This is a genomic window from Kitasatospora sp. NPDC096147 (genome assembly GCF_044763225.1).
Classification (GTDB): Bacteria; Actinomycetota; Actinomycetes; order Streptomycetales; family Streptomycetaceae; genus Kitasatospora.
This window is the reverse complement of the sequence record NZ_JBIWFX010000003.1, coordinates 322,178-347,832: the sequence shown is the minus strand read 5'-3', so window position 1 is coordinate 347,832 and position 25,655 is coordinate 322,178. Positions and strand designations below refer to the sequence as shown.

General features: G+C 68.7%; 35 protein-coding genes, 1 other RNA gene and 1 pseudogene. 28 read left to right on the top strand and 9 right to left on the bottom strand.

Annotation, left to right across the window (positions count from 1 at the left end; translation table 11 throughout):
• Positions 1–3 precede the first annotated feature (3 nt).
• Positions 4–1,170 (top strand): bifunctional RNase H/acid phosphatase, encoded by a 1,167-nt coding sequence (locus tag ACIRBX_RS12215; RefSeq protein ID WP_402295845.1) that lies wholly within the window; start codon positions 4–6, stop codon positions 1,168–1,170.
• A gap of 64 nt (positions 1,171–1,234) precedes the next feature.
• On the opposite strand, the gene ACIRBX_RS12210 is transcribed toward ACIRBX_RS12215, so the two are convergent.
• The 3 genes from ACIRBX_RS12210 to ACIRBX_RS12200 all read right to left on the bottom strand — a co-directional run bounded on the left by ACIRBX_RS12210 (position 1,235) and on the right by ACIRBX_RS12200 (position 2,971).
• Complete coding sequence (locus ACIRBX_RS12210) at positions 1,235–1,756, bottom strand: hypothetical protein (RefSeq protein ID WP_402295843.1); 522 nt, start codon at positions 1,754–1,756, stop codon at positions 1,235–1,237.
• Positions 1,757–1,867: 111 nt separating this feature from the next.
• Entirely contained in the window at positions 1,868–2,668 is an 801-nt protein-coding gene (yaaA, locus tag ACIRBX_RS12205; protein ID WP_402295841.1) for a peroxide stress protein YaaA, read from the bottom strand.
• A 132-nt stretch (positions 2,669–2,800) separates the two neighbouring features.
• Positions 2,801–2,971, bottom strand: a complete 171-nt coding sequence (locus tag ACIRBX_RS12200) for a hypothetical protein (RefSeq protein ID WP_402295839.1) — start codon at positions 2,969–2,971, stop codon at positions 2,801–2,803.
• 167 nt (positions 2,972–3,138) lie between these two features.
• On the opposite strand from ACIRBX_RS12200, the gene ACIRBX_RS12195 reads away from it, so the two are divergent.
• Complete coding sequence (locus ACIRBX_RS12195) at positions 3,139–4,584, top strand: RNB domain-containing ribonuclease (RefSeq protein WP_402295837.1); 1,446 nt, start codon at positions 3,139–3,141, stop codon at positions 4,582–4,584.
• Positions 4,585–4,739: 155 nt separating this feature from the next.
• Here the strand turns inward: ACIRBX_RS12195 and ACIRBX_RS12190 are convergent, their stop codons facing one another.
• Positions 4,740–5,390: an NADPH-dependent F420 reductase gene (locus ACIRBX_RS12190; protein WP_402295835.1), complete on the bottom strand. Its 651-nt coding sequence runs from the start codon at positions 5,388–5,390 to the stop codon at positions 4,740–4,742.
• 64 nt (positions 5,391–5,454) lie between these two features.
• Here ACIRBX_RS12190 and ACIRBX_RS12185 point away from each other — a divergent pair.
• Together ACIRBX_RS12185 and rnpB are read left to right on the top strand one after the other, a co-directional pair.
• Positions 5,455–5,802 (top strand): annotated as a pseudogene (locus ACIRBX_RS12185) (winged helix-turn-helix transcriptional regulator); the annotation flags it as partial.
• 66 nt (positions 5,803–5,868) lie between these two features.
• An RNA gene (gene rnpB, locus ACIRBX_RS12180) (RNase P RNA component class A) lies at positions 5,869–6,271 on the top strand.
• Positions 6,272–6,502: 231 nt separating this feature from the next.
• Here rnpB and ACIRBX_RS12175 read toward each other — a convergent pair.
• Together ACIRBX_RS12175 and ACIRBX_RS12170 are read right to left on the bottom strand one after the other, a co-directional pair.
• On the bottom strand, positions 6,503–6,718 hold the full coding sequence (locus ACIRBX_RS12175) for a DUF397 domain-containing protein (RefSeq protein ID WP_402295834.1): 216 nt from the start codon (positions 6,716–6,718) through the stop codon (positions 6,503–6,505).
• Positions 6,715–7,542, bottom strand: coding sequence for a Scr1 family TA system antitoxin-like transcriptional regulator (locus ACIRBX_RS12170; RefSeq protein ID WP_402295832.1), 828 nt, complete (start codon positions 7,540–7,542; stop codon positions 6,715–6,717). Before ACIRBX_RS12170 ends, ACIRBX_RS12175 begins: the two co-directional genes overlap by 4 nt.
• A 65-nt stretch (positions 7,543–7,607) precedes the next feature.
• Between ACIRBX_RS12170 and ACIRBX_RS12165 the strand changes: the two genes are divergently transcribed.
• From ACIRBX_RS12165 to ACIRBX_RS12135, 7 genes are all read left to right on the top strand, one after another.
• Positions 7,608–7,931, top strand: coding sequence for a hypothetical protein (locus ACIRBX_RS12165; protein WP_402295831.1), 324 nt, complete (start codon positions 7,608–7,610; stop codon positions 7,929–7,931).
• Entirely contained in the window at positions 7,924–8,097 is a 174-nt protein-coding gene (locus ACIRBX_RS12160) for a hypothetical protein (RefSeq protein WP_402295829.1), read from the top strand. Before ACIRBX_RS12165 ends, ACIRBX_RS12160 begins: the two co-directional genes overlap by 8 nt.
• Entirely contained in the window at positions 8,094–8,261 is a 168-nt protein-coding gene (locus ACIRBX_RS12155) for a hypothetical protein (protein WP_402295827.1), read from the top strand. The genes ACIRBX_RS12160 and ACIRBX_RS12155 overlap by 4 nt, the downstream gene beginning before the upstream one ends.
• A 186-nt stretch (positions 8,262–8,447) precedes the next feature.
• A complete protein-coding gene (locus tag ACIRBX_RS12150; protein ID WP_402295825.1) occupies positions 8,448–8,609 on the top strand; it encodes a hypothetical protein in 162 nt (53 codons plus the stop codon).
• Positions 8,610–8,616: 7 nt separating this feature from the next.
• A complete protein-coding gene (locus tag ACIRBX_RS12145; RefSeq protein WP_402295824.1) occupies positions 8,617–9,003 on the top strand; it encodes a hypothetical protein in 387 nt (128 codons plus the stop codon).
• Positions 9,004–9,503: 500 nt separating this feature from the next.
• A complete protein-coding gene (locus ACIRBX_RS12140) occupies positions 9,504–9,635 on the top strand; it encodes a hypothetical protein (RefSeq protein WP_402295822.1) in 132 nt (43 codons plus the stop codon).
• 258 nt (positions 9,636–9,893) lie between these two features.
• Positions 9,894–11,165 carry a NucA/NucB deoxyribonuclease domain-containing protein gene (locus ACIRBX_RS12135; protein ID WP_402295821.1) on the top strand — a complete coding sequence of 424 codons (1,272 nt, stop codon included), beginning with the start codon at positions 9,894–9,896 and terminating at the stop codon, positions 11,163–11,165.
• Positions 11,166–11,219: 54 nt separating this feature from the next.
• On the opposite strand, the gene ACIRBX_RS12130 is transcribed toward ACIRBX_RS12135, so the two are convergent.
• A complete protein-coding gene (locus ACIRBX_RS12130; protein WP_402295819.1) occupies positions 11,220–11,483 on the bottom strand; it encodes a GntR family transcriptional regulator in 264 nt (87 codons plus the stop codon).
• A 392-nt stretch (positions 11,484–11,875) separates the two neighbouring features.
• On the opposite strand from ACIRBX_RS12130, the gene ACIRBX_RS12125 reads away from it, so the two are divergent.
• Positions 11,876–12,016: a hypothetical protein gene (locus tag ACIRBX_RS12125; RefSeq protein ID WP_402295818.1), complete on the top strand. Its 141-nt coding sequence runs from the start codon at positions 11,876–11,878 to the stop codon at positions 12,014–12,016.
• Between the two features lie 222 nt (positions 12,017–12,238).
• Here ACIRBX_RS12125 and ACIRBX_RS12120 read toward each other — a convergent pair whose 3' ends face one another.
• Together ACIRBX_RS12120 and ACIRBX_RS12115 are read right to left on the bottom strand one after the other, a co-directional pair.
• The gene (locus tag ACIRBX_RS12120; protein ID WP_402295816.1) at positions 12,239–13,066 is read right to left on the bottom strand and encodes a hypothetical protein; all 828 of its coding nucleotides are present in this window, start codon (positions 13,064–13,066) and stop codon (positions 12,239–12,241) included.
• Positions 13,063–14,187 carry a recombinase family protein gene (locus tag ACIRBX_RS12115; RefSeq protein ID WP_402295814.1) on the bottom strand — a complete coding sequence of 375 codons (1,125 nt, stop codon included), beginning with the start codon at positions 14,185–14,187 and terminating at the stop codon, positions 13,063–13,065. Before ACIRBX_RS12115 ends, ACIRBX_RS12120 begins: the two co-directional genes overlap by 4 nt.
• A 391-nt stretch (positions 14,188–14,578) precedes the next feature.
• Between ACIRBX_RS12115 and ACIRBX_RS12110 the strand changes: the two genes are divergently transcribed.
• The 16 genes from ACIRBX_RS12110 (at position 14,579) to ACIRBX_RS12035 (ending at position 25,646) form a co-directional block, all read left to right on the top strand.
• Positions 14,579–14,761, top strand: coding sequence for a multiprotein-bridging factor 1 family protein (locus ACIRBX_RS12110; RefSeq protein ID WP_402296461.1), 183 nt, complete (start codon positions 14,579–14,581; stop codon positions 14,759–14,761).
• A gap of 1,761 nt (positions 14,762–16,522) precedes the next feature.
• Positions 16,523–17,266 carry a hypothetical protein gene (locus tag ACIRBX_RS12105; RefSeq protein ID WP_402295813.1) on the top strand — a complete coding sequence of 248 codons (744 nt, stop codon included), beginning with the start codon at positions 16,523–16,525 and terminating at the stop codon, positions 17,264–17,266.
• A 45-nt stretch (positions 17,267–17,311) separates the two neighbouring features.
• Positions 17,312–17,530 (top strand): hypothetical protein, encoded by a 219-nt coding sequence (locus tag ACIRBX_RS12100; protein WP_402295811.1) that lies wholly within the window; start codon positions 17,312–17,314, stop codon positions 17,528–17,530.
• Between the two features lie 83 nt (positions 17,531–17,613).
• Positions 17,614–17,922, top strand: a complete 309-nt coding sequence (locus ACIRBX_RS12095) for a hypothetical protein (protein ID WP_402295809.1) — start codon at positions 17,614–17,616, stop codon at positions 17,920–17,922.
• 30 nt (positions 17,923–17,952) lie between these two features.
• Positions 17,953–18,264 (top strand): hypothetical protein, encoded by a 312-nt coding sequence (locus tag ACIRBX_RS12090; RefSeq protein ID WP_402295807.1) that lies wholly within the window; start codon positions 17,953–17,955, stop codon positions 18,262–18,264.
• 276 nt (positions 18,265–18,540) lie between these two features.
• Positions 18,541–19,317: a hypothetical protein gene (locus ACIRBX_RS12085; RefSeq protein WP_402295805.1), complete on the top strand. Its 777-nt coding sequence runs from the start codon at positions 18,541–18,543 to the stop codon at positions 19,315–19,317.
• Between the two features lie 111 nt (positions 19,318–19,428).
• On the top strand, positions 19,429–19,743 hold the full coding sequence (locus ACIRBX_RS12080) for a hypothetical protein (RefSeq protein WP_402295803.1): 315 nt from the start codon (positions 19,429–19,431) through the stop codon (positions 19,741–19,743).
• Positions 19,740–20,225, top strand: a complete 486-nt coding sequence (locus ACIRBX_RS12075; RefSeq protein ID WP_402295802.1) for a hypothetical protein — start codon at positions 19,740–19,742, stop codon at positions 20,223–20,225. The genes ACIRBX_RS12080 and ACIRBX_RS12075 overlap by 4 nt, the downstream gene beginning before the upstream one ends.
• A 137-nt stretch (positions 20,226–20,362) precedes the next feature.
• Positions 20,363–20,623, top strand: coding sequence for a hypothetical protein (locus ACIRBX_RS12070; protein ID WP_402295800.1), 261 nt, complete (start codon positions 20,363–20,365; stop codon positions 20,621–20,623).
• Positions 20,614–20,988 (top strand): hypothetical protein, encoded by a 375-nt coding sequence (locus tag ACIRBX_RS12065; RefSeq protein WP_402295799.1) that lies wholly within the window; start codon positions 20,614–20,616, stop codon positions 20,986–20,988. Before ACIRBX_RS12070 ends, ACIRBX_RS12065 begins: the two co-directional genes overlap by 10 nt.
• Complete coding sequence (locus ACIRBX_RS12060; RefSeq protein WP_402295797.1) at positions 20,985–21,233, top strand: hypothetical protein; 249 nt, start codon at positions 20,985–20,987, stop codon at positions 21,231–21,233. The genes ACIRBX_RS12065 and ACIRBX_RS12060 overlap by 4 nt, the downstream gene beginning before the upstream one ends.
• Positions 21,230–21,541, top strand: a complete 312-nt coding sequence (locus tag ACIRBX_RS12055) for a hypothetical protein (RefSeq protein ID WP_402295796.1) — start codon at positions 21,230–21,232, stop codon at positions 21,539–21,541. The genes ACIRBX_RS12060 and ACIRBX_RS12055 overlap by 4 nt, the downstream gene beginning before the upstream one ends.
• A 40-nt stretch (positions 21,542–21,581) precedes the next feature.
• Positions 21,582–21,839, top strand: coding sequence for a hypothetical protein (locus ACIRBX_RS12050; protein ID WP_402295795.1), 258 nt, complete (start codon positions 21,582–21,584; stop codon positions 21,837–21,839).
• Positions 21,840–21,925: 86 nt separating this feature from the next.
• The gene (locus tag ACIRBX_RS12045) at positions 21,926–22,123 is read left to right on the top strand and encodes a hypothetical protein (protein WP_402295793.1); all 198 of its coding nucleotides are present in this window, start codon (positions 21,926–21,928) and stop codon (positions 22,121–22,123) included.
• A 13-nt stretch (positions 22,124–22,136) separates the two neighbouring features.
• On the top strand, positions 22,137–23,534 hold the full coding sequence (locus tag ACIRBX_RS12040; RefSeq protein WP_402295791.1) for a DUF3987 domain-containing protein: 1,398 nt from the start codon (positions 22,137–22,139) through the stop codon (positions 23,532–23,534).
• A 6-nt stretch (positions 23,535–23,540) separates the two neighbouring features.
• The gene (locus ACIRBX_RS12035) at positions 23,541–25,646 is read left to right on the top strand and encodes a hypothetical protein (RefSeq protein WP_402295790.1); all 2,106 of its coding nucleotides are present in this window, start codon (positions 23,541–23,543) and stop codon (positions 25,644–25,646) included.
• The last annotated feature ends 9 nt before the right edge of the window (positions 25,647–25,655 follow it).

Below are 25,655 nucleotides of genomic sequence, written 5' to 3'. Positions count from 1 at the left end.
CCGATGGCGGGGCGCAGGTTCATCGTCGAGGCGGACGGCGGCTCCCGGGGCAACCCGGGCCCGGCCGGGTACGGCGCGGTGGTCCGCGACGGCGACACCGGCCAGATCATCGCCGAGGCCGCCGCGTACATCGGGCACGCCACCAACAACGTGGCCGAGTACAAGGGTCTGATCGCCGGTCTGCGGGCCGCCGCCGAGCTGGACCCGGACGCCCGGGTGGACGTCCGGATGGACTCCAAGCTGGTGGTCGAGCAGATGTCCGGCCGCTGGAAGATCAAGCACCCCGACATGCGGCCGCTGGCCGCCGAGGCCGCCACCGTGCTGCCCCGGGCCCAGGTCGGCTACAGCTGGATCCCGCGCGAGCGGAACAAGGACGCCGACCGGCTGGCCAACGAGGCGATGGACGCGGGCAAGGCCGGGCGCCAGTGGGAGCCCAAGGCCCGCCCGTCCGCCGCCGCCCCGGTGACCGGTCCGACGGCCCCGGCCGACGAGCCGCTGCCCGAGCCCGCCGCCCCCCGGGCCGGCTGGGCCGCGCCCGCCGACCTGGGCACGCCGACCACCTTCGTGCTGCTCCGGCACGGCGAGACCGCGCTCACCCCGGAGAAGCGCTTCTCCGGCAGCGGCGGCAGCGATCCGGCGCTCTCCGAGAAGGGCCGCTGGCAGGCCGAGCGGGCCGCCGAGGCGCTGGCCTCGCGGGGCACGATCCAGGCCGTGGTCAGCTCCCCGATGCAGCGCACCCGGCAGACCGCCGAGACGGTCGCCGCCCGGCTCGGGCTGGAGGTGCGAATCGAGCAGGGGCTGCGCGAGCTCGACTTCGGCGACTGGGAGGGCCTGACCTTCGCCGAGGCGCAGGAGCGGTACCCGGGCGACCTGACCGCCTGGCTCGGCTCCGCCAAGGCCAAGCCGACCGGCTCCACCGAGAGCTTCACCACCCTCACCCACCGGGTGGGCACGGCCCGGGACAAGATCCTGGCCCGCCACTCCGGCAAGACCGTGCTGGTGGTCTCGCACGTCAGCCCGATCAAGACCCTGGTCCGGCTGGCACTCGGCGCCCCGCCGGACGCGCTCTACCGGATGGAGCTCTCGGCGGCCTCGCTCTGCGCCGTCCAGTACTACGCGGACGGCAACGCCTCGCTCCGGCTGCTGAACGACACCTCGCACCTGCGCTGACCGAGAGCCGACGGGGAGGGGGTCGGGGCTCGGCCCCCACCCCCTCCCCGCTGCCGCTCCGCCGCTACGCGTCGGGCTGAGTGACCGTCAGGCCCCAGTGCAGGTCCGGCGCGGAGGCCTCCACCCCGATCTGGAACGACCGCCCCTGCTCGCCCGTCACCAGGGCGGTGCCGATGCCGGTGGAGCCCTCCGGGCAGTCCACCGTGAAGGTCGTCGGCGCGGGGTCGCCGTACTGCGCGGTGAAGGTCACCCGCACGGAGCCCGCCGCCGCACCGCCTTGGCAGCCGACCTTGACGGTGACCGGCGGTCCGGACGGGTTGGCCCCGCCGGTGACGGCGCCGCCGTCGCCGATCCAGTCCGCGATCCAGATCAGCCCGTCCGGGCCCGGGTACGGCAGCACCTCGCCGGTGCCGGGGCCGCCCTGCGGGGAAGCTCCCGAGGGCGCGTGCTCGAAGTTGCCGTCCTGCATGCCCGGCGGGGCGTGCTCGAAATCGCCCTCGGTCACTGCGGTGGCCGGGACCGCCACCGCCACGACCGCCGCCACCGCCGTGAGCCCCGCCGCCCAGACCGCTCCCGCACGCTTCATGTCCGTCCCCCGTCGTCAGGTGGTCGGGCCCCGACGGCCCGACCACCTGCACAGTCTCATCGAGCACTGACGGTCCCGCCTGAGTACGGGTACTCGGACGGTGCGAGTACGTCAGTGGATCTCGGTCACCACCACGTCCAGCTGCCAGGCCTTGCGGGCGGTGCCCTCCGCAGCGACCTCGATCCGGTATCCGAGGCCGGTCAGCGCGTCCGCCAACTCGCCCGGCGAGGAAGGCTCCTGACCGGCGTTCAGCAGATCGCGGACCATCCGCCCCTTGGTGGCCTTGTTGAAGTGGCTCACCACCGAACGCTTCAGCTCCCCGTCGACCTCGCGTTCCTGGAGCACCCGCACGGTCGCGGTCCGGGCCGCCACCGCCCCGGCCGGCTTCCAGGCCGCCGCGTACGCGGAGCTGCGCAGGTCCAGCACCAGCCCGTCGCCCGCCACCGCCGGCAGCACCTCCGCCATCTCGCGCCGCCAGTACGCGCCGAGCGCCCCCAGCGGCGGCAGCTTCACGCCCATCGAGCAGCGGTACGGCGGGATGCGGTCACCGATCCGGACCGCGCCCCAGAGCCCCGAGAAGACCAACAGCGACCGCTCCGCCAGTGCGTAGGCCGCCTCGTCCAGCTTCGCCAGCCCCAGCGCGTCGAACAGCACCCCCGTGTACACCTCGCCGGCCGGCAGCGCCCCCGCCGTCGGCAGCCCGGCGTTCTTCGCCACCTCCCCGCGCAGCCCCTCGCTCAGACCGAGCACCTGCCGGGCCGTCTCCTCGTCCCCCCGGCAGAGCTCCACCAGCGCGTCCAGCACCGCCCGCCGCCCCGCCGCGAGCCCGGGCAGCGACAGCCCGTCCGGCTCCAGCGGCACCCCGGCCTCCGCAGCGGCCTTCCCCTCCGACGGCGGCAACAGCACCAGCACGGCTACACCCTTCAACAGTCTGTGGCAGCGGACCCTGCCACTGTACGGGCCCACCGCCCGCCCCCGTGCCGGGCGGGCCCGCCCACCGTCAGCTCGGCGGCTCGCCCGGGTGTCGGAGCCCGGCCGTGTCCATCAGGGCCAAGGCGCGTCCATCAGGACCAGGCCGGTGAGGGCGACCGCGGCGGAGACCGTGCAGGTGATCCGCTGCCACCGCACCCAGGTGTGCCAACCGCGCTCGCACTTGCTGCCGATCATCATCCCGATCGAGCCCGTCAGGTAGGTGCCGAAGGCGTACCAGTGCATCCCGGCAGCGTAGCCACGGACCGGCGGGCCGTCACCGGTGCGGGACAGGGCGGCCAGTACGCCGGGTTCTGTCTCCCGGGGAGCGCAAGCGGTCGCGGGTGGACCCGGCGTGACCGCCCGGGCCGGTCCGACGGGCCGTCAGGTCGGGGTCGCCGTACGCTGCGAGCATGCCGCGTCAACAGCTGAGGATCAGGGCCGCCGACACCGCGCGGATCAACCGGGAGCTGGCTGGCCTGCGGGAGGGCCTCCAACTGCCGAGCGGGTGGCCGCCGGAGGTGGCGGCGGAGGCCGAGCGGGCGGCCGGGGTGCCGAGGCTGCCGGAGTTCGACGCCACCGACCTGGAGCTGTTCACCGTCGACCCGCCCGGCTCCCGCGACCTCGACCAGGCGATGGGGCTGGCCCGGCGCGGCGACGGCTACCGGGTGCACTACGCCATCGCCGACGTCGCCGCCTTCGTCCGCCCCGGCGGGGCCGTCGACACCGAGGCCCACCGCCGCGTCCAGACCCTCTACTTCCCCGACGTCCGCGTCCCGCTGCACCCGGCCCGGCTCTCCGAGGACGCCGCCAGCCTGCTCCCCGGCGAACTGCGCCCGGCCCTGCTCTGGCAGATCGACCTGGACGCCGACGGCACGGTGCTGCTCGCCGACGTCCGCCGCGCCCGGGTCCGCTCCCGCCGCCGCCTCGACTACCAGGGCGTGCAGGAGGCGGTCGACGGCGGCAGCGCCGACGGGCAGCTCCGGCTGCTCGCCGAGATCGGCCGCCTGCGCGAGCAGCGCGAGGCCGATCGGGGCGGCGTCAGCCTGCCGGTCCCCGAGCAGGAGATCGAGCCGGAGGACGGCGGCTACCGGCTCGCCTACCGGGCGCCGCGACCGGCCGACGGCTGGAACGCCCAGATCTCGCTGCTCACCGGCATGGCCGCCGCCGACCTGATGCTGGACGCCGGCATCGGCCTGCTCCGCACCCTGCCCGCCGCCCCCGAGTCCGCCTACCAGCGGCTGCGCCGCACCGCCAAGGCGCTGGACGTGGACTGGCCGCCGGACACGCCGTACCCCGCCCTGATCCGCTCGCTCGACCCGCAGCGGGCCCACCACGCCGCCTTCCTCAAGGAGTGCACCGGCCTGCTGCGCGGAGCCGGCTACCACGCCTTCGACGCCGCCCGGGGCATCGCGCCGCCGGCCGATCCGGGGCACGCGGCGCTGGCCGCGCCGTACGCGCACTGCACCGCGCCGCTGCGGCGGCTCGGGGACCGGTACGTCCAGGAGCTCTGCGTGGCGATCGCCTGCGGTACCGAGCCACCCGCCTGGGTGAGTGAGCAACTCCTGGAGTTGCCCGCCCTGTTGGAGGGTGGCGACCGGCGGGCCCGGGAGATCGAGCGAGCCTGCGTCGACCTGGTCGAGGCCGAGCTGCTGCACGGGCGGGAGGGCGAACGCTTCGACGCGGTGGTCATCGACGTGGACGAGCGCCACCCGGCCAAGGGCACCGTCCAGCTCCGCGAGCCTGCCGTGGTCGGCCGCTGCGAGGGGGACGGCCCGCTCCCGCTCGGCGAACGCGTCGAGGTGCGCCTCACCCTGGCCGACCCGGTCGCCCGCACCGTCCGCTTCGCCCCGGCCTGACGGCTCGTCTGTCGCGGGGGCACTACGGGCCTGACGGCCCCTCAGGCCCCGGCAGCGGCCCGGCCCGACACGCGGGCCCGCCCGCTCGACGCCGGGCCGTTCGGCCCCGCCCGCTCGATGCCGGCCCGCCCGGCCGGTCGACCGGCGTCAGCCGTTCAGGCTCCGCCCGCCGGGCCGGCCGCGTAGGCCAGTGGGGGTGCGATGGCCTGCACGTCCGCCCCCTCGCCGACCCACAGGCCGATGAACAGGGCGGCCGTCGCCTCCAGCAGCCGCGCCCGCTCCAGGCCGCCGCCCGCCACCGGCTCGCAGCCCGCGTCCCGCACCAGCTCGTGCACCCGACCGAGCGCCGCCGGATCGTCGCCGCAGACCGGCACCGCCAGGGGCCGCCCCTGGAAGACCGGCGGTCGCATCCGCCACACGTCCTGGTGGCAGAGGTTGAACGCCTTCACCACCCGGGCCTGCGGGGCCGCCCCGGCCAGCTGTTCGGCGGCCGACGGTCCGTCACCCGTCAGCAGCCGGAAGCCCGGCCCGACCGGGTTCGAGCAGTCGACCAGCACCCGCCCCGCCAGCTCCGCCCGCACCTCCCGGACCACCGCCGCCCCGACCCCGAACGGCAGCGCCACCAGCACCACCTCCCCGGCCGCCGCCGCCCCGCGCAGGCTGTCCGCCGCTCCGCCGATCCGCTCCGCCAGGCGCTCCGCCCGCCCCGCGTCCCGCCCGCCGACGGTCACCCGGTGGCCGGCCCGCGCCCAGTGGCCGGCCAGTGCGTCCGCCATGTTGCCCGTGCCCAGTACGCCGATCCTCATCACACCGCTCCCTCTGCTCCGGCCCGGATGGCCACCGACCACGCTAGGTAGTCGATCGGGCACCATGTGGTACGTGCCGACTCACGACCGCCTCGCCGACTGCCGGGCCCGCCTGGCCTTCGACCTGCTCGCCAACACCTGGAACCCGGTGCTGCTGCACGCCCTGCGCGACGGCCCGGCCCGTCCGGCCGACCTGCGCCGCCGGATCGGCTCGATCAGCCCCAAGGTGCTCACCGAGACCCTCCGCCGCCTGCACTTCAACGGCCTGGTGGCACGCCACCCGTCGGACGGTCCGTCAGCTCGCGTCGAGTACCGGCTCACCACCCTCGGCCGCACCCTGCTCGGCCCCGTCGACGCCATCGGGGCCTGGGCCTTCGAGTACGGCGACGAGGTGATGGCCGCCCAGGAGGCCGCCCGCCCGCCGGTGCCGCTGTCCGGACCGTCCGCTCCGACCGGCTACGATGAGCAGCACGGCGGACGAGCCGGCCGGGCGGTCGCGTCGGGTCCCTTCGGGGGCTCGCCGAGGAACGTCCGGGCTCCACAGAGCAGGGTGGTGGGTAACGCCCACCCGGGGTGACCCGCGGGACAGTGCCACAGAAAGCAGACCGCCACCGACTCCGGTCGGGGGTAAGGGTGAAACGGTGGTGTAAGAGACCACCAGCGACCGAGGTGACTCGGCCGGCTAGGTAAACCCCACCTGGAGCAAGGTCAAGATCGGTGCCCCCGGGCACCGTGCGCGGATGATCGAGGGCTGCTCGCCCGAGTTCGCGGGTAGACCGCACGAGGCTGTCGGCAACGGCAGCCCTAGATGGATGGCCGCCTCCCCGGGCCGCGCAAGCACCCCGGGAGACAGAACCCGGCGTATAGGTCGCGCTCGTCCGTCGCCTAGCTAGGGGGAGGCCCCCTGACCTGCATCTTCGCAGGTCAGGGGGCCTTTCTCGTGGCTGCCGGAAAGAGCGTGCCCTTCGGCCTGTTCGGGCCTATTTCGGCCTGATTCTGGGTGTCCTGTGGCGATTGAGTGGCGGTGGGAATGATCTTGGAGGCGCCCCCAGGTGCCACGAAGCCCCGCCTCCACGTGGCACGGAGGCGGGGCTTCGCCGGGGTCTAGCCGGTCACACGGTGCCGAACTCGCCGGCCGCGACGGCGGAGGCGAAGGCGGCCCATGAGGAGACCGGGAAGACCAGTGAAGGCCCTTCGGGGTCCTTCGAGTCACGGACGGGGACGATGCCCTGCGGGGTCACAAGGTTCAGCGCGGGCTCGATGCAGTTGCCCCCGTTACCGCTGTAGCTGGAGCTGCGATACACGGCGCCGGTCAGGTTGACGGTCATTCGAGATCCCTCCGAACAGCGCGGATCATTTCGAGTGAGACCCGCTCGGACGGGGCCTCTCGCTGTAGATGATCGTAGTCGTCTTCCCACACTGCAACTGCCCGCCGATCCCGCTCTAGTTGCCCGCGCAACTGTGACTCGGCATAGGCGATAACTGACCGATCAGCTTGGGTTAGTAGCACAACCGGCAGCAGGAAGACTCGGTGCTCACCGAGGGAGGCGGGGGCCACCTGCACTGTGATGTGCGCGTGCTCGACCAGTGCCTCAATGTGCCGTAGCTGCTCGGCCATCACCTGGGGGCCGCCAACCATGCTGGTGAGGCAGCTCTCATCCATCACCGCATGGATCTTGGGGGGCCGCTTCTGACCGAGAAGCCGTTGGCGGCCGGTGAGGAAGCGAAGCCGTTCGTCAGCCTGAGCCTGTGTGATGCGGCCCCGGGCAACGCTGGCCGACTCAAGGGCCGCAGAGTAGGCCGGAGTCTGGAAGAGACCAGGGATCACGCCGAGTTCGAAGGTTCGCCACTGTCGGCATCGCGCCTCCGCCTCGGCGAACTCGGTGAACCCTTCCAACAGCGCAGCTCGGGCGACGGTGCGCCACAGGAGATAGAACGTCTCCGGGGTTTTCAGCGCTGTGTCGGCTGCAACAGCGAAGTTGCGTGTTGCAGGACGACGGCCAAGTTCCACGTAGGAGACCAGGGTGTTCGAGAACCCCATGCGGCGCCCCAGCTCGGTCTGTGACCACCCCTTTGCCCGCCGTGACTTGCGAAGTTCTTCCCCAAAGCGAATGGCTGAGGACGACGGAACGTCAACTTCCTGTTCGGTCAAGGGTCCTGGTTCCCTTCCACATGCCGGTTTAGTCAAAGTTCTAGCCCTGGTGATCGTAGCCATTCATGCCGATGCTGGTAACAGAACGCACCGCATCAGTGACGGACCGCTCGATGGTCCGCCGGACGAAAGGGCGCACCATGGGCATGCCGCATCAGCGAACGGCCGTCAGCCGGCGGGCGGTTCACCCCCCGTCCGAGCCGGCCCGAATCGAGCTGGGCAGCGAGGCGGACCCCGAGCAGCGCGCCGAGCTGGACGCCGAGATCCGGATCGACCCCCCGAGCCTGCGCGGGTCGGTGTGCTCCGCCGCATACCGGGCCCCGTTCCCGGACTACCAGACCGGCGGTTGGTCCCGAAGCTCGACGCAGAGACAGGCCCTCGATGGCTGACTGGAAGCCGACGGACTGCCTGATCTGCGATCGGCTCGACCGGCGGAGGAACACCGCGCTCCGAGAGCACAACCGCTCCGGACTGGCCGACGTGCGGATAGTGCGTCAGCGGCACTACCGGGAGGGTCAGTGCGGCCGTCTGGCACTGGCCCGGATGGTGGCATGACTAAGCCCGATCCGTGGACGGAGTGGACGACGGAGCAGATGCGGTCCTACCGCGCGGCGCACGACCAGGCCGAGGACACGGATGGATCTCTCGCCGACCTGTGGGCCGCCCCGCTGTGCGCCCTGATCGTCCTCGGGACGCTCGGCCTGGTGCTGCTCTGGTGAGTACCGATCCGGGCACCTGGTCGCCGTTCTACCGGCCGCCCCTGCTGACACCCGATACCGACCCCGAGGGCGAGATGCCTGAGGACGTACAGAGCCGGGAGGCGGCCGTACCAACGGCCTACTCCGAGGCTCTGGCCCATCTGTGGCGTACCGGCCACCGGGCCCCCTACGTCAGGAAGTAGCGCTATGAGCGACCCCGACAACAAGCCCGACCCCGACAACAAGCCCGCACCCGCCGAGCAGCCCAAGCCCCCCGCCGACACGGTGTTCCACGGTGATGGCACGGTGACGGTTTACGGGGCGGACGCGACCGGGCGGCCCAGCCGCTCCCGTCTCTTCCTGATGTGATCCGGCCATGCTGAATCACGGACACCGCGACACCGGCCCGCACCGCCGGGTCGTCAGCGTCGAGCTGGCGGACCCCCGACACCGGTACCTGGTGGAGATCGACCAGGGCGAGGCCGGGAGCGTGGATGTGGATGAGTGCCGGGGTCCCGGCCTGGTCGAGATGCTGGACCGGATCGCCCGGGAGCGCTACGACATCCCCGCCGGCCAGCCGTTGGCGCTGGAGATCACGTTGCCCGAGGGGTGCGGGGCCTACCCGGACCGGATGGACGGCCCGATGCTTTTTCACACGCCCCTGCCGCCCGACGACCCCGAGCCGATGCCGCTGCACCGACGGTCGGACTACCTCGCGTTGGGCCGGTCCGACCCGGACTCCGAGGACGGGCCGAGGTGTTGACCGCGCGGCGCACCGTGGCGCACTTCGACGTGGTGCCCGACGACACACGCCCTTCTCGGGTAGGGGCGGCGTGTGAAACGTGCGGGTGGACCCCGTTTTGGCACCCGAACGGTCAGCACGCCTTGGCCGATGCGGTGTCCGAGCACACCTATGAGACGGGGCACCGCAAGTTCGAGTGGACCCGTACCGATCACGTGACTGTGACTCGCGTGATCGAGTGATCAAGCCCATGAACTCCCGTTCTGCGCCGTGCACTTGACGCAGGCACGAACGGGCCGGTCCTCGGCTTTCCGGCATGGTTGCCCGAGGACCACGCCCCATCGGGGGCAAGCCCGGTGGGGCACCCCCCCACTCCCCGGGGCCGCCGTTGCCTCCCTTCGGCGCCCCTGGGGCTCCAGCGCGCGGCCGTGGCAGCCGTGCTGGCCGTCCCGATCCTGACTGCTGCTGTGCCGGATCGGGGCGGCCCCCTTGACCCCCATCGGTACCTGACAGGGGACCCCATGCCCGACCAGACCGCCCCGGACGACCATGACGACCATGACGACCGGCCCGAGGACGCCCCGACGCTGACACCGACCCGCGAGGGTGCACATTCCTCCGGCAGCTCGACCGTGACCATTCACCGCCAGTAGGCCCCCGACACCCGGTCCGACAGTGCAGCCGCGCAGCCATCGGACCGGGCCGCCGATGCACGGTGCAGGGAAAGCGCCTGCGCCACACGTCGGCACCCGCCCGTCCTGGTTGCCCCACGAATCAGGACGGGCGCCCAAGACCAGGGCGCGGGACAACGTCCCCTCGCCGACACAGACTCCCGCCCTCCCCGAAACATGCTGGCATCAGGGGCCGGGGAGGGCGGGTTCCACGCACCATCCGTCTACGAGAGAAGGATCATGCGTACCTCCAACATACGCAGGCGCTTTGGCGCGCTGCTTCTCGGCCTGGTGGCCGGCATCGCGGTCGGCGTTCCGACCGTGGCTGAGGCCGTCCCGGCCGGCACCTACACGGTGATGATGTCCGACGCAGAGCACCCGTTCCCGATCGGTACGATCCTCGGCACCCGCGACCAGGCCGTGGAGAAGCTCGCCTCGGCCATGAAGGCCGCCGAGGCGAAGGCCGACACCGAGGCGAAGGCCGCAGCCGCGAAGGTCGTGAACGCCCCGGCTTCCGGTCCCGCTCTCGCTGCGGGCGGCTCGGCCTCCTTGGCCTCCTGCCGGGCGCAGTTCGGCAACGGCCCCGCGAACGTGGTGATCGACCGCTTCAACTACTGCCACGTGGCCCGGTGCGGGTACTACACCGTGGTCAACGGGGAGGTGACCGGGCTGACGTCGTACCGGTGCACCACCTCGGGGCGCGGCTCGAACGGCAACCGAGAGACCCTGTACGAGGTCGGGTTCGACAACTTCGTGGACACCGGCTCAACCAACCTCGCGGCAGCGCTCCAGGTGGGCTTCTTCCTGAGCGGCGGCCGGTGTAACCAGGTCTCCCACACCCCGAGTCTGCGGGCGTACTGGCAGGCCGGGGAGATCGCAGATTCCAGCGTGTGGAGCAATCCCGGCTCGGGCTCCGACACGGAGGACGTGACCCGCTGCACCGTCGATGTCCGAGCGCAGAGCGACATCCCGGGCTGGGGTGCGATCAACACCACGAAGATCCGACACGACTCGACCCCGTACAACGCCAACAACCGCCATGGCGCGATCTTCGACGGCGTCACCACTCGCATGGTTGATTACAGCCGGACCAGCTCCGCCCACGGCCAGGTGGCGGAGCACATCTACTTCGCGCAGTCTCAGCCGCAGGACACCATCCCGTGGCTGACCTACAACGGGACGAAGTCGATCCCGGGGTCGGTGTACTCGGCCAAGCCCTTGACCCGCCTGGCGCCGCAGCACAACCAGGCGAGCACCGACCGGTACACCCAGAACCGGAGCATGGTCTCCTCGGCCTGCGCGGCCTACTTCGGGGTCTGGAACACCGACACCACCCAGTGCGACGAGTACCCGTTCGCCTCGACGTACGAGGGCGCGGCCGGCGCGAACGGCAACTACTCGATCCGGCTCCTCGACAAGACCCAGAACCTCAGTGCGGGCGGCACGTTGGTGCAGTTCTACCACTCCTGGCGAATCATCGACGGTGACCCGTTCTTCGTGGACATCGGCTGACGCCGCAGCCGAACAGCGCCGCCCCGGGTCACTGGCCCGGGGCGGCTCGTTGTTCTACTCCGTAGTCAAGGCGTTCGGGCGCTCAGCCGCTGGCACGACCGCAGAGCCCTTGCCCCACCGAGTGGTGATCAGCCCGTCCTCCTCGCGCAGCACCTCCAGTGCACGCCGGATGGTGCCGGTGGCCATGCCGAAACGCTCGACCAGCGCCGCTTCCGAAGGGAACGCCACGCCCTGGTCGTAGGCGCCGGCCCGGATCTCGGCAGCCAGCTCGGTGGCGGCGATGCGATACGGGGGCACTCGGCGAGGACGATCAGGCATGGCAGCAGCCTAGAGAGCTGGCTCCGATCTCTCTACTTGCATGAGTGGATGGGTGGAGGGGTGGATAACTTGTATGAGTGGGCCTACCCTGAGGCCAACGAAAGAGCCCCCGGGCACCGCGTAGGACCGGTGCCCGGGGGCATGTCCGCACAGCTAATGGGAGCTGAACGAACATGCGTCACCTTATCGGTTGGGCCCTCCGTGCCCTTCTGCACCTCCTGTTGCCGGCCCGAGGCCAGCACCGGGCCGCCCAGGCCACCCCGGGACTCGCCCCAGTTCCCCTCCCCGGCCGGCAACTTCCCCCGGAGCCGACCATCAAGGCCCTCCCCTACTCCGGCCCCCTGGTGCGCCCCTACGTCGATTGGGTCGCCTGGAGGGAGGAACTCCGTGAGATGGAGGAGCAGGTGCGCGCCACCGAGACTCTCTGGGGATCACAGGAGGAACCGGCCCGGCAGGTCAACAGGCGGCTTCGCGATGCACTGGCCGACGCCGAACTCAGCCCCGCCTCCAACTGCCTGTGCAGGGCGGTCTGATGCCTGACAGCATCGTGGGCAAGTGCCTCCGGTGCCCCGGCCTTGGGCCGGTAAGAACCGTCGGGGCGATAGAGCGTGCCAGCGGTCCTCCATGGCCTGTCTACGCCTGCGAAGAGCACGCGGACACCATCGGGCGGCTCGTCGCTCCAGTAGAGCCGCTGCCAAGCTCGTAGAGACGCAGAAGCCGCCCCTGGGCCAAAGGCCCAGGGGCGGCTTCGTTGTTCAGGAACCAGGCGGCCACTCTTCGAGCAGCCACAGCCGTACGTCGAACTCCTGGCGCTCTCGGGCCTCTTCGTGGATTCGCCAGACCCTCACGCCGTACAGGCCGGGAACTCCAAGACGGAGTCGAAGGTCGCTGCCGGTGGCCGGGGTATCCACCACCAGCTCCCCTTGAGGGCAGTCGAGGGTGCCTTCGCCGATCAGCTCGCCGGGGCCGGCCGGTGGCGGCCCGTCCCACTCGCTGATGGTCACCGGGCTGGAGATCCGGGCCTGGGCCGACGGGATGGCGCACTCCTCGCCCGCGAAGGCAGCCTCCTGGCCGTTGGGGAGCAGGTTCTCCCGGGAAGGGCCGCCGTAGAGCATCCAGAATGGGTAGTCGATCAGAAGCGTGCCCTCGGTGCTGTCCACCAGGTCTGCGGTGCTTGGAACTTGAGGGGTCATGAGCTCATGATGCAGGGTCTGGGTTGAGGTAGGGCTGCTCTCCGGGGCAGTGCCCCTTTCTGAGTGTTCGGCCAGGATGCGCTTGACCTGGGCATAGGGCAGCCCGGTGGAGATGGCTATGTCCCTCTTGGACGCCTTCCGCAGGTGAAGGGCCCTTACGGCCGTCTCGCGGGCAGTCTCGACCTCGGCCTCTGCGGCCCGCAGGTTCTCCAGTTCGGCCGACTGCGGGATAAGCCGGATTTCGGCGATCACTCCGATCAGGGCGAGGCCGGCTTCGGCGCTCGCTTTGGCTGCCTTGAGGGTCGCCCCTCGGCCGTAGACCAGGTAACCCGGAACACGGACGCTCCAGTTGCGGCCGGTGCGGGTAGCCGAAGCTTCAATCTCGGTCACGCCGCCCCCATCAGATCTTCGATGACCTGCTCCACGATCGGAGCGGGGATCGGCCGGGGCAGCACCACCGTCTGAGTGCCAATCTGGTAGACCGTGTGGGAGCTGCTGGTGGTGATGGGGTTGACGGTGACGCCCATGCGCCGCGCTGCGGCACGGAGGCGGCTCAACGTACCGGCCTCTTCCAGGGAGGCACTCCGTAGCGATTCCGTCACCAGGCGGGCCTTCTTCCACTCCTCCAGACTCACTATCGGTTCGTGGGCTACCTCGGGTGACCACACCCACTCTGAAATGGGATTGAGCACGGAGTGACCTGTCCGGGAGGTGCGCTTCGCCTTCCGGTTGTAGACCTGGTAGCCGGTCAGCTTCGGATTGGCGATTAGCCCTTCGACCCGGTTGATCGTCCAGTGCCCTTCGATGGGGTACAGGTCGGGCTCGGCGGCCAGGACGGCCACGATGTCGGCGCCCTTGAGGTGCTCTTCCCGCCGAAGGCGGCACAGCAGCCGGGCAGCTTCGACCCTCCGTTGGTCCGGGTGCGGGGCGAGCTTGCGCTTCGGGCGCTCGATGCCGAACCGGTTCCGGGCTGCTGCGGGGGCGTTCTCGTCCACCACAGTGGTGTACGGGTAGGGCGGGTGCCCGTGGTTCCACCCCCCAAGGGTGTGTTGGTACTGGCCGCCCATGGACATCTCCATCATGACGGTGCGGTAGAGCTCGGCCTCCACCTGCCCGTATCGCCGGGTCCGTAGCCGGCCGGACTCGGTTCCGCCGGTCGGCTCGTTCGCATAGATGACCTCCACGCCGAGCTTCTCCAGCTCGCCTTCGACGCCGAGGCTGGTGAGCATCACCCGGGCCAGGCGGTCAGAGCGCTCCGCCAGAGCCCTGGTGTAGCCGTGATAGGACGCCCGCTCCACCAGGTCCTGGAGGCCGCCGTCACGGCGGACCGGAACCCCCAATGCGTCGTACATCTCCTGCGAGCCGAGTCCGCGGAGTTCGACCGGCAGCATGCCGGATTCCACGTCCCAGAAGTACGCCACGAACTCCTCGCCGGGGTCGAGCCGGGCCGAGGCCAGGGCTACCTGGCGGGGGATGGAGGAGGCCGGATTCTGGTTGTCCTTGGTGCTCACCCGACCGATGAAAACCGACCGCCGGGGCCGAAGGTCCTCCTCCTGGTAGCCGGGCAGGTCGGACAAGTCGATAGGTGGTGCGAAGTAGTTGGTCAAAGCGAAGCCCTCGTTCCTGCTGGTGATTCCGGAGGCAGGTGCAACATATAAGTTGCATTCACGATAGTGCAACCTACAAGTTGCGCCTGCATCAGCAGCCCGCCTGGGCAAGGTGAGAGAGGATGAGGCCCTTGGACCGCATGACGAGTGGAGAGTGGACGTGTCTAGGAGCCCCCTGCATCGGGTGCCGGCCGACTGCGTTCTCTCCGGGCAGTGGCCGGATGTGGAGCTGGTGGTTGGCGCCCCTGAGAGCGCCCACACCGGACTCGCCTTGGCTCGGAACCTGGGTCAGGTCATGGCGTCGAGAGGTCTCAGCAACCGGGCCTTGGCCAGTCAGGCCGGGATCTCCGACATGGCGATCGGCAGGATTCTCAAGGGGCTTGTCCTGCCAGACATCGGCACCGTCAGCCGACTTGAGGCGGTTCTCGAAGCCGATCTCTATCCTGCGGGGCTTTGGAAGCAGCTCGACAGGAGTTGAGAGGACCTCGGCCGGCTCTGGGGGGCCTGCCGCTCCTCAAAACAGATGACGGAGGGGTCCTATAAGGAACCCCTCATAAATGATGTATGTGAGCCCTGGGCAATAAGTGCTCGCTGGAACCCAAAAAAGGGTCGCAGGTCACATCCAGGGCCTCTGTGGTGACTTAATTCATTCATTCGCGCCCCGTTCGGCCGGGCGGAGGGTGCCCAAGAGGGCCAAAACCGTTGCCAGGAAGCCCAGTTGCGCCTTCAAGGCCCCTCTCGACCGCCCCGCGGCTGCCAGGCCGGCACGGGGCCGCACAGGGGCTTGTTCCCTTGTGAAAATTCATACCCGTACGCGATCGAAGGAAGGCGCCCCCGGTGGGTCCGCTTCGAACGTATTAATACATTACCCCCGGTGTAGGTGTGGTAAGGGCGGACGAATGAATTCATTCACTCACGGGGCCATGAGCAGGGGTGTTGCACCAACTGACCTGCCCTGCACAGGAGTTGACGGCCTGTCAGGGTTGGCGCTCAGGCAGCTCGGAGGGGCGGCAGGAGGGGCGTCAGGGAGGTAGTACAAGCGTCTCAATGGTGACGGAAGGATAACGCCGGGGTCGCGAACGAGTCTCTTTCGGCCCTATTTGGTAACGAGAGAATAACGATGAGGCATGGCTTTTAGCTACTTTGCATCCACGCTGAGTGATATCCATCGTGAAAGTGTCCCACTTTGCACCCTTGACTTTCCCCTGTTTGCCCTGCTAGTCGCGTGCTCATCATCACCTTTGGGGGATGCCAGGGGGGTGCCGACGGGGGGCGGCCGGGAGCAGTGGCCGGAATCCAAAAGTTGATCTGGGGGGTGCGCGCGCCTAATGTTCTCGGTGTCGGAACAAGCGGCACCGAAGAGCACGGCAGCGAGTACCGCCCCGGAGTCACCGGGGAGTCAGGGAAAACGCCGGATGCAAGTAGGTGGGTGATTCGACGGAGGGCTAGAAGCCTCCCAAACGCACTACAGCACCACTAGAAAGGCCGTACAACCTGCGGCCGGACTGGATACCCACCGTGGACGTTTCGGCGGGTTCTACCCCCTCTAGGGGCGGGATCACAACAGCCGAGATGGGAGAACAGCGGGAAGGGTCCGGGAAGGCACCGCACGTACCTTGAAAACATCAAAGGGGTTAGCTCAGCGGCTCTTGCGGGCCGCATGCTTCCGGAATCCAAACAGGGGCCGGTGAAACCATCAGCGCGTGCGCTGGCAGGTCACTACACCGAAAGGCCATGAGGACCGGGAGCGTGCGGAACTGTGAGGGCAGGCCAGAGCACCCTAGGACTGGGCCGAGAGAGCGTCTGACAAACGCTCTCAGAGCCTGGCACCGTCGGTGGAAACGTTCCTATGTGCCGCGACGACCTGATTTCGGGGCAACTCGGGATTAGCGAGCGAACGGGGCAGACACGCAGCCGACGTAAAACCTACGACTGACGCACCGACCTGCGACGACTATTGCAAGAGCCTAGGCAGAAGGGACCTAGGGAGCGAGCGGGAAGCGTTCAGTCAACACCCTCCGCCACTGCGGAGGGTGGTCTCTCCGGACATGTAGGCCGGTACCTGGGCACATTGGTGCGGGTGGATGAGACGTGCTCCGTGTGGGCCCGACAGGGGCCATGCATTCATGGTGCGCACGGAGCGCCAAGCCGCTTGGTCGGCTAAGCGAAACAATTAATTCAGACAACGGTCCCGGGCAGACTCCTGCCTGCGGCCGGCTTCGAGACAAGGGGTACAACCGTGGTCAATACCGCTAAGGTCGTGCTTTCGGATCAGATCCGTGAGTACGCCAGTCAGAACTACACCTACGGGTGGTGGGACTTCGAAGCCGTTGCGGAGGAGAACGGCTGGCCGTCGATAGACATGATCTGTGACCCGCTCGGGTCTCCGGTCGGCAGTAGCACGAACCCCCGTGACTATCAGTACGACTCTTGCGCCTATGCCCGGGGTGCCAGCGATGCGGAGGTGATTGAGCGGGTGTTGGAAGCCGTGGCGGACGGGGAGGAGTGGGCATTTGGCCCGGGGAACTTCTATGTCTTCAACTCCGCTCACGAGGGCATCACGGAGGCGGCCCGGGAGCTGGAATCCGCCTTGTCGGGCGGTGGCCTTGATGACGAACGCCACAGCCAGCTGGAGTGGGAGGAAAACCATCCATCTGAGAACGAGTGCTACGCGTCTGACCCGGATTGCGGTTGTCCGAAAGCCCTGCACGGCTGCCGTGACCAGCTTCTGGCCGCTGTTGAAAGCGGGGAAGCAGATCTGGCCGCAGATGACTACTGGTGTGACTTCTGCCAGTGCTCCATCGATATGACGGAGGGCGAGCGCGCTTATGTGCGGGGCATCCTCTACCCGCCGAAGGCTTGGTGGCAGTACAGCCGAGAGGAATTCTCGTTCCAAGGGGCTGCCGCCCATAAGGCAAAGCAGCGGTGCATTCGAGAGGCCGAGGAGGTCTGGAAGGCCCTCGGCCAGGTCCCCCTTTTTTGACCAAGAAGTTGATCTGGGGGGTTTCTTAACGTGAAGGGAATTAACATGCGTGATCTGGTGATGCGAGTCATCCTGACCATCTCGATTCTGGGGCTGCTCTTTCTGGCACTCCATGCTCAGGCGGAAAATCGCAAGGCCAGCGAGCCGACCGGTGAGCAGTACGTGAAGATATGGGACGAGGGATATTACGAGTCAAAGGTGGACGACTGCGAGCAGGGGTTTCAGCTTGCTTGCGATTGGCTGGCCGACTCCAACACCGAGTGACATGCTCTGGTCTGGCCGGGAAATTCCCGGCCTTTCCAAAGCCTGTCAATCGGATAGGCGCCACTCCCTGGAAGGGGAATTCCATGTTCAAGACTGCCCGTATCGCCTTTTCCCGCATCTTCGGCACGAAGACGGCACCGAAGGTGCCCATGGGTCGGGATCAGGAGATGATCCTTGACGCCTTCTCTCGGCTGCTTGCGGAATGCACCGTGGACGGCGAAACAATTTTCACCTGCGATGAGGCCGAGGCGCTTTCGTCTGCCTTCTCTGCCTTCTATTGCGGGCCCATGGCCGAGCTGATTATGGCTCACCACGCCGCCCACGACACCGAGCCGGGGGACCGGCACCACGTGGAATACCTCATGTGTGACGATCTCGAATTTGCTGTCTGACTTTAATTCGGAAGGAATGGGGCTGAGAATATGAATGACGAATACAGCCACTCGACTGTGGGTGTGGCCAAGGAAAGCGCACCCGAGTACGTGAATCGTGACGTCAGGCATGAAGTGCTGTGGGGTGACGCCGGGGTCCGGGTGAACACAGGAGGGATGGCCTACTACAGCCCCCACACTCACGGCCAGGACGACGGCCCGGAGCAGATTGTTCCGGCCGTTCTGGAGCACGTCCGGGAGCAGCGGGAATGGGGGTACGGGCCACTCGTCCGTCTCGTTGAAGCGCTCGACCACATTCGCTGGTACCCGGCGGCCTCGCTGCCGACTTCTGACCGACCCTAAGGGGGGGTATCCCATGAGCAACCGAGTTGGCGTCCACTACAGCAGCTTTGCGGCAATCCATGGAGTCAAATGCTGTTTTCCGTGCCAGAAGACGCCCACGCACTGGGCTTGTACGGAGCGGTATGGGGACAGGCACCACTCTTGCGCTGCTCGGTGTGACGTGCACCGGCGGCCGGAAGACGAGACAACTCGTCACGTCGAAATTCGCTGAGCAAGTCGCTATCACGTGAGGCCCGCCAACCGGCGGGCCTCTTTCGTTAGGGAGGGAATTCATTCATGACCGTGTGGCACAAGAGGACCCCCAACGTCTGGAATCTCGGCCAGGAGGGGACGGACGATTACCGGGGATACGTGGCCAGGGTCCGTGACCACCGGGAAGAGTGGTACATCTACCTCTGGGACGCGAAGGCCGGTGTGCACCACTGGTTTTACCACTCGGACACGGAGGAGACGGCCCGTCAGATTCTGGCCGTTCACACGGGGGTGGAGCGTTCCGGGTACCTCTGCGAGGTCTACGTGGGCGCGGAGTCCGGGCACTGTGCGAACGACGCGGTGGTGGTGCACTTCACCGACGATGGAAACGGCGGGCACGCTCGGGTGATCCTGTGTGCTCAGCACCGGAAGACTCTCCAGTACTGGACTCGCCTGCCCCTGCCCGACTACGTGGCGCGGTACGGGCTGACGGATGTCCTGGCAGTTCCCGGCCGCCGACGCGGACCGTCCCGCGACGGTGAGCAGAGTTACGTGGTGATGCCCGACAACGAGCGCCAGGGACCGTGGCTCCGGTCGGTACTCAATCTGGCGCTGGAGCCGACCAGCGACCCCGTGTTCAACGGAACGGACTCGGTGAACGCCGCGAACTTCCTGCGGCATGCCCGCAACCTGCCGGACGCCGGTCCGTGGGCGCTTACTCGGGTGGAGCTGCGAACGCTGGTGATTGCTCTGCGGCGGCAGGAGTTCCGGCGCTCTCGGCTGGACGACGTGGACCAGGCCGCAATTCGGGAGCTGATCCGGGAGACCTACAGCGCGGCCACTGGTGTGACCGCCTTCTAACGCTCGAACTCCTTTGGCCAAGGCCGGACTCCATACGGGTCCGGCCTTTTCCATGGGCGCTCGACCGAGCCCCTGACCAACGACAGACAGGAGACCGCCGTGGGGTGGCTCATGACTATGGCCGAGCGGACTCGGCCGGACGTACCGCAGTACGCCGAGGACGTTCCTCCGGCGGAAGCGTCGTTCCTCGCACGGGTTGACGACTTCGCCTCGCTATTCCCGGTGCTGGCCGAGTGGCGCGACCTGGTCGGCCAGGAGGTGACCGCGTACGCGTCGCCCAGCTCGGTGACCACGATTGAGGAGGCACGCCTCCTTGCGGACTGGGAGCACACCCCGGATATCCGGCTCGACACCGTCAAGGGCGGGTGGGTGCAGGTCTCCGACTACCGCGAGCCGAACCTGGCGGTAGCGGCGGTGCCTGCGTGAACACCCTGGACGAGATAGCCCGGCTGGAGCCGATCGTGCGAGCGCTGATTCGGATTCCACCCGCCCGGCGTACCGGGCTCCAGAAGGCGGAGCTGTACGACTACCGCCAGAAGCTCCGGGAGTTGCTGGCGATCCCGGCACCCGGCTACGAACTGCCGCTCAAGGCGGCGGAGCTGATCGAGTACGCCAGGCACCACGGATGGCAGGCAACGGCTCGGTGGCAGTACGGCCCCAAGGTCCCGGAACCGTTCGTCACGGTGGGAGCGGCCCGTGGGCCGGAGCCCGGCCCGAACCCTGAGCCGGGCTGGGAGTCCCGGCAGGGCTGGGAGCTGTCCTACACCTGGCACTCCCGTGGGTGTGGGCCCGGCAAGCTCCGGCTCCACGGACGGGGCGTGCTCAAGGTGCCCGGTCGCCCGCTCGGACGCGGGGGGTCGGTCAGGGATGCGCTCGACCTGATCAACCGGCACACCCTCAGGAAGTAGGTCCCCCGCAGCCGGCTTCGGCCGCGCCTGATGCCGGCTGCGGTCCCGGGGAGAGGTCTGCCCTCAGGCCGGCCGCGGGAGGCCCTGACGCAGTGGGGCCTCCCGCACCAACCAATCCAACGAGAGAGGACACCCGCATGCCCGAGTACTACGTGCCCGTGGACGAGATCCGCGTGCATTTCGTCAAGGTGCACGCCAGCGACGAGACACAAGCTGTCGGCCTGGCCGTCAAGGCTGTCAGGTCTGACCCCCGCCGTTGGTACCTCTACACCGACGAGCCCGCGACGGGCGATGCCGAGACGCCTGAGCAGTGGGCGGCATCTGGGCCTTCGCGGTTGTTCGCGGAGCCTCCGCGCCCCCGCCCTCGTGGCTGGGGGTGGCTGCTGTGGTGGCGATGAACACCCCGCCCGACCCTGCTGTCCTCGCGACGCTCGACCTGGAGCAGGCGCGGCGCTTTCTCGTCCGCCAGCGAATTCGGCTGGAGGAGGACACATCAGAGCTCAGCCCTGTGGAGCTCAACTACTACATAGCCCAGTTGCCCGCCGAGCGGGCCCGCCAGGAGCGGGAGGCCCAGAAGGCCCGGGATCGGGCCGACGCCTGGTCCGATGCGGAGCACAGTCGGCAACGGGCGTACGAGCATGCCGAGCACATGCGTAAGGCCCGCGTGTGGGGCCGTGAACAGGGCCATTTCGTAGGGACGCGCGGAGCCATTCCGGCCGCCGTGCGACAGGCGTACCAGCGAGAGACGGGATACGAGCTATGAGCATGATCAAGCAGTACATCGAGGACCACACCCACCTGACCGGACGCGCGGTCGGCGTCGCTCGGATCGCCGACGACGGGGAGCGATGGAGGAAGCTGACCGAACTCTTCGGCGGCTGCGGTGAGTTGGCGTCCAAGTACCCGTTCCCGGAGCCGGTGGCGGCCGTGTTTGTGGAGCGGGTGGTCAAGGTCTTCCAGGCCGAGCGGGCGCTTCTTCGCCGACCCCTGCCGGAGCTGGCCGCATGACGAACAACCAGAAGCACGCCAGCCAGACGACGGAGGAGACCGCCGTGCAGAAGATCACCACCGGCCAGGCCCTGATCACCCTTGCCATCACCAACACCTACACCGATGCCACGATCGAGACGACCGAGACCGCCGTGGTCCCGCTCCCGCTGCCCAAGGAGGGCACCCCTGAGCGGGAGGACTGGGAGTACGACCACCTCTTCGTGCACACCGGCACCGGGCGAAGCGGATACGCCATCTACACGGTCGAGGTCACTGATTCCAGCGCCCCCGAACTCCGTTTTCTGAAAGTCGAGTTCAGCGGCTGAACGCCGTATCACCACACCACTCAACTTCGAAGGGGAACCTATGACGAACATCCTGCTCGACACCATCGAGACTCCGACTCACATCCCGATCACCCGGGACAGCATCAGCGACGTACTCAACCTTGCGGCCGACACGATCCAAAACGAACTCGACCTCGGAGACCGTGACGGCGACCTGATGAACCTGCTGGTGAATGCTGCGATGACCTTGTTGGACGACCCGTTCGCCGGTTTGGAGGACGTGGCGAATCGCTGCTACGGCGAAGAGCTCAAGACCGTTCGCGGCTGGATCAGCTGACGCGGACGCCTTTGGTGACGGCCGGACCCTTCGGGGTCCGGCCTTCGCCATGAGCGCCCGATACCGACCCGAAGGAGACAACCACCGTGTCCGCCAACCCCTTTGAGGATCTCGTCTGCGACGGCTGCACCGCGACTGGTGCGGCCGATGTGCCCGCCACCACCCCCCTGGTCCTCGGAGAGAAGCTCTGGGGCCTGTGCGACCCGCACGCCCAGAAGTTCGAGGGCTGGTTCGTCGGGGCCCTGGAGGCTCCCGCCCCCGCCACCAACACCGCCGCCGCGTAAGGAGATCAGAGAAGTGACCACGTTCGACGCGATGAAGTACGGACCCCTGGGCGACGCCGTGGCGGCGGCCGTCCCCGACAGCGAGGCCGACCCGATCGGCATCTACGCCGCGACCCTGGCCCTGTACTCGGCCGCTCTGAGTCGGAGCGTCACCATGACCAACGGCCGGCCCGTCGTGGTCTGGACCGTGCTGGCCGGGAAGTCCTCCCTCGGCCGCAAGGGCTACGCGCTGGGCACCACCCGAACCCTGCTCAGCAAGAGCATCGGGGGCTTCCTCGGGGCCCGGGTCGCCTCCGGCATCAGCTCCGGCCCGTCCCTGGTGAACCACCTGTTCCAGCTGGAACTTGAGACCGCCGGAACCGAGTCCGGCATGGACGGCCGCGCCCTGGTGGTCGAGGAGGAGTGGGCGGGCGTGCTCAAGCGGGCGAAGCGGTGCCCCACGTTCAGTCAGCACCTGCGGAGTGCCTGGGACGGCAAGCGCGTCAGTAACGTCATCAAGTCCAAGGACGGCTCCGGGGAACAGATCGTTGAACGCCCCCTGCTCGGCTTCCACGCCCACATCACCCCGGGTGAGTGGGCCAAGTACGTGGACGGCACCGACGCATTGGGCGGCCAGTTCAACCGGCTGCTGCCGGTCCTGGTCGAACGGTCCAAAATGCTTCCCTGGGACCACCAAGAGCGGATCGCCGAGTCCAAGGCCCTGACCGCTGCCTATCGGTGGGCCCAGCGTGAGCCTCGGCGGATGGCACTGACGGCAGAGGCCGGGCGGCGCTACGACGAACTTCGGGCCTTGATCGAGACTCGGATGGCCGACATGCCGGAGTCGCTCAGCTGCTACTTGGAGCGCTCAGCCGAACAGGTCGTGCGGGTGGCAGCCGTGCTGACGGCCGCCGAGATGAAGACCAGGATCAGCCGCGCCGCCCTCGACGCTGCGTGGGCCTTCGTGTCCTACTCCATGACCAGCGTCGAGAAGCTGGTGCACGCGGCAGCCAACACCACCGGCCGCGCGGTGAAGGAACTGCCGGAGCTCATCTACGAGATCCTCGACCGGTACGAGGGTGAGGCCACCTCCACCATGATGCTGCGGGCCCTCGGCACCCGGGTCACCGCCGCTTCCCTGCGGGCGGCGGTGGAGGACATGGACGACGTGGAGATGGTCAAGGGCGAGAACCCCGGACGGGGCGCCAAGCCCACCATCTACCGCCGCATCACGTCGCCCGAGTTGGCCGCCCCCCAGGGAGAGATCCCGAAGCCGGCCTCGGCCCCACCCCTGCGCCTGGTCGTTCCCCGCCGCCCGGCAGCACCGACGAAGGCCCGCCCGAAGTCCGCGCAGCCGAAGGCCCCTGCCCCCGTTCCGGTGCCGACACCGGCCACGCCGGTCAACCCGATCCAGCTCCTCCTTGCCCTCTAACTTCTGATGGCCAGTCACACCCTGCGGAGGCGGCCGGAAGGCCGCCTCCAGTGCCTCGACTGCCGGGCCGCCTTCCTCACCGAGGACTCCGCCCGACAGGCCACCGCCCCGTGCGAGGGCCGCCACCTGCCCCACGGTCACCGTTACAACCGTGAGCACGTCGTCTATCCCACCTGGTACGACCAAGGCTCCGGCATCGGCCCGGACCGCCTCTGCGACGAACCCGGCTGCTTCTGCGTACAGCACACCTGCGACTGCGACGTGTGCCGCGAGGTCATCCGCGTACCCGCCCTCTCCATCCTCCTGGACAGCCGTGAAGGCTCCACCGAAAGGATCACTCCCATGTCCCCGTCCACTGTCTCCGTTCACCTCCCCGCCCAGCTCCGCAAGCACATCGAGCGCGCCTTCGCCCCGGAGGACCAAGCCGGGCTCGACCTGGTCCACTCCGTGAAGGCCCTCAACCAGGGCAACGCTCAGAGCAGCGTCAAGGTCAACCTCACCAACGCCCAGCTCGGCGTGTACCTCGACCTGGCGCGGAACTGGAGTACCAGCTCCAACGGCAACGAGAAGCGGGCCAGCCAGAGCGTCTTGTCCAAGCACGAACTGGACTACGTTCCGAACAATCCCCGCGACATCCGGACCGAAATCGCCTTCCCGAAGTCGCTGGAGATCTTCATGCACAACGGAGCGAAGTACTCGGGCAAGAGCGTGGTGGCTGCGGACATTGCGGCCTGCTCGTGGACGAACACCCGGACCACGGGCCGGGTGCGGTACGAGACCCTCGGCTGGATGCTGACGAAGGCGGAGGACATCATCGCAACCCACAACACTGGTGCCCGCGCGCAGGCGGCCCGAAAGTTCGTGGAGAAGTACCAGGCGAGGTACGAGGAGATCGGCCAGCGGGTGGCCGAGTTCGACCGCGCCGAGCAGGAGGAGATTCCGGTGGCGGTGGTGCCGCCTGCCGAGCCGGCGGCGGTGACCGGGGTGATTGTGGACCTGGCGGGGAAGGTGGCCGCCGCACGGGCCCGTCAGGCGGCAGCGCGGGCAGCGGCCGTACCCGCGCCCGCAGTCGAGCCGGAGGTGGAAGCGCCGGAGGCGGCCGGGCCGGAGTGGGTTCGCGGGTCGATCCGGGACGTAGGCGACGCTCGCTCGCAGAAGGCCCGGTTCCTGTTCGGAGGCAAGGCCGGAGCGCGGTCGAAGAGTCCCACGGAGGCGACCTTGGCCACGCTGAACTACGCGGGGGAAGGCCGGTACGAGATCATCAGCGTGGAGTCCGATGAGGTGATCCTGACCGGCTCCCCGGCCACGAAGGTATGGCTGGCTCCGGCCGCGAAGGCCGGCCCGGCCTGGAAGTGGACCGAGCTGGTCAAGCTTGACCTGGCCCCGGATGCGCCCTTCCTGTTCGGAGGCAGTGGTAAGACTGCCGGAACGGCCGTTCTGGTGACCGCAGAGAAGACCGGTAACGGCCTGATCCGGCTGCTGGCAAAGGACGGCACGGTGGTGCACGAGTCGTCTCCCTGGCGGAAGATCTGGCACGCCGACGCCGACGCCGACGCCGACGCCGACGCCGAGGAGACCGAGGGCACCGAGCCGGAGGCCCTCAACGAGAAGGAGGAGGCCACTGTCGAACCGGAGGCCGAGCCCGCCCCGGCGGGCCGCGTCTGGGACCGGATGAAGGTCGCCAACCTGGTCAACATGTCCTCAGGCTTGAGCTACTTCTACTTCGGCGGTTCGGCGAAGGGGCCGGTCAACGAGAGCGGCCCCCTGGTGGTCCTTGACTGGGAGAAGTCGAAGCGCGGCAGGAACCCGCTGACGGACGTGGACACGGGTGAGGAGGTGACCGTGGTGCACTCGGCGTCGTACGTCTGGGCCGCTCGCGTGGATCGCCCGGCCGAGCCCGAGCAGCTGCAACTTGAGGAGACCGTCCCGGAGGAGCACGAGGAGCAGGTGCAGGAAGCCGTGCCGGCCGCAGGGTGCTCCACAGCCGGCACACGCGGCCCCGCTCCGGCGAACTGGGTCGCCATGGCGGAGGAGGCCGACACCAAGTCCGCCCGCGCCTGGTGGTCGAGGAAGGTCGCGGCCTGGAACTCCGAAGCCGCCGTGGCGGCGTAGGCCGGAAAC

Excerpts from the sequence above, each read along its gene's own strand:
- ACIRBX_RS12195 (WP_402295837.1), top strand. The coding sequence starts at position 3,139 with ATGCCGCGTCAACAGCTGAGGATCAGGGCCGCCGACACCGCGCGGATC.
- ACIRBX_RS12160 (WP_402295829.1), top strand. The coding sequence starts at position 7,924 with ATGGCTGACTGGAAGCCGACGGACTGCCTGATCTGCGATCGGCTCGAC.
- ACIRBX_RS12110 (WP_402296461.1), top strand. The coding sequence starts at position 14,579 with ATGGCGTCGAGAGGTCTCAGCAACCGGGCCTTGGCCAGTCAGGCCGGG.
- ACIRBX_RS12130 (WP_402295819.1), bottom strand. The coding sequence starts at position 11,483 with ATGCCTGATCGTCCTCGCCGAGTGCCCCCGTATCGCATCGCCGCCACC.
- ACIRBX_RS12090 (WP_402295807.1), top strand. The coding sequence starts at position 17,953 with ATGAATGACGAATACAGCCACTCGACTGTGGGTGTGGCCAAGGAAAGC.
- ACIRBX_RS12200 (WP_402295839.1), bottom strand. The coding sequence starts at position 2,971 with ATGCACTGGTACGCCTTCGGCACCTACCTGACGGGCTCGATCGGGATG.
- ACIRBX_RS12135 (WP_402295821.1), top strand. The coding sequence starts at position 9,894 with ATGCGTACCTCCAACATACGCAGGCGCTTTGGCGCGCTGCTTCTCGGC.
- ACIRBX_RS12165 (WP_402295831.1), top strand. The coding sequence starts at position 7,608 with ATGCCGATGCTGGTAACAGAACGCACCGCATCAGTGACGGACCGCTCG.
- ACIRBX_RS12035 (WP_402295790.1), top strand. The coding sequence starts at position 23,541 with ATGGCCAGTCACACCCTGCGGAGGCGGCCGGAAGGCCGCCTCCAGTGC.
- ACIRBX_RS12085 (WP_402295805.1), top strand. The coding sequence starts at position 18,541 with ATGACCGTGTGGCACAAGAGGACCCCCAACGTCTGGAATCTCGGCCAG.
- ACIRBX_RS12150 (WP_402295825.1), top strand. The coding sequence starts at position 8,448 with ATGAGCGACCCCGACAACAAGCCCGACCCCGACAACAAGCCCGCACCC.
- ACIRBX_RS12140 (WP_402295822.1), top strand. The coding sequence starts at position 9,504 with ATGCCCGACCAGACCGCCCCGGACGACCATGACGACCATGACGACCGG.
- ACIRBX_RS12080 (WP_402295803.1), top strand. The coding sequence starts at position 19,429 with ATGACTATGGCCGAGCGGACTCGGCCGGACGTACCGCAGTACGCCGAG.
- ACIRBX_RS12050 (WP_402295795.1), top strand. The coding sequence starts at position 21,582 with ATGACGAACATCCTGCTCGACACCATCGAGACTCCGACTCACATCCCG.
- ACIRBX_RS12215 (WP_402295845.1), top strand. The coding sequence starts at position 4 with ATGGCGGGGCGCAGGTTCATCGTCGAGGCGGACGGCGGCTCCCGGGGC.
- ACIRBX_RS12060 (WP_402295797.1), top strand. The coding sequence starts at position 20,985 with ATGAGCATGATCAAGCAGTACATCGAGGACCACACCCACCTGACCGGA.
- ACIRBX_RS12210 (WP_402295843.1), bottom strand. The coding sequence starts at position 1,756 with ATGAAGCGTGCGGGAGCGGTCTGGGCGGCGGGGCTCACGGCGGTGGCG.
- ACIRBX_RS12145 (WP_402295824.1), top strand. The coding sequence starts at position 8,617 with ATGCTGAATCACGGACACCGCGACACCGGCCCGCACCGCCGGGTCGTC.
- ACIRBX_RS12055 (WP_402295796.1), top strand. The coding sequence starts at position 21,230 with ATGACGAACAACCAGAAGCACGCCAGCCAGACGACGGAGGAGACCGCC.
- ACIRBX_RS12155 (WP_402295827.1), top strand. The coding sequence starts at position 8,094 with ATGACTAAGCCCGATCCGTGGACGGAGTGGACGACGGAGCAGATGCGG.
- ACIRBX_RS12100 (WP_402295811.1), top strand. The coding sequence starts at position 17,312 with ATGCGTGATCTGGTGATGCGAGTCATCCTGACCATCTCGATTCTGGGG.
- ACIRBX_RS12095 (WP_402295809.1), top strand. The coding sequence starts at position 17,614 with ATGTTCAAGACTGCCCGTATCGCCTTTTCCCGCATCTTCGGCACGAAG.
- ACIRBX_RS12070 (WP_402295800.1), top strand. The coding sequence starts at position 20,363 with ATGCCCGAGTACTACGTGCCCGTGGACGAGATCCGCGTGCATTTCGTC.
- ACIRBX_RS12175 (WP_402295834.1), bottom strand. The coding sequence starts at position 6,718 with ATGACCGTCAACCTGACCGGCGCCGTGTATCGCAGCTCCAGCTACAGC.
- ACIRBX_RS12125 (WP_402295818.1), top strand. The coding sequence starts at position 11,876 with ATGGAGGAGCAGGTGCGCGCCACCGAGACTCTCTGGGGATCACAGGAG.
- ACIRBX_RS12190 (WP_402295835.1), bottom strand. The coding sequence starts at position 5,390 with ATGAGGATCGGCGTACTGGGCACGGGCAACATGGCGGACGCACTGGCC.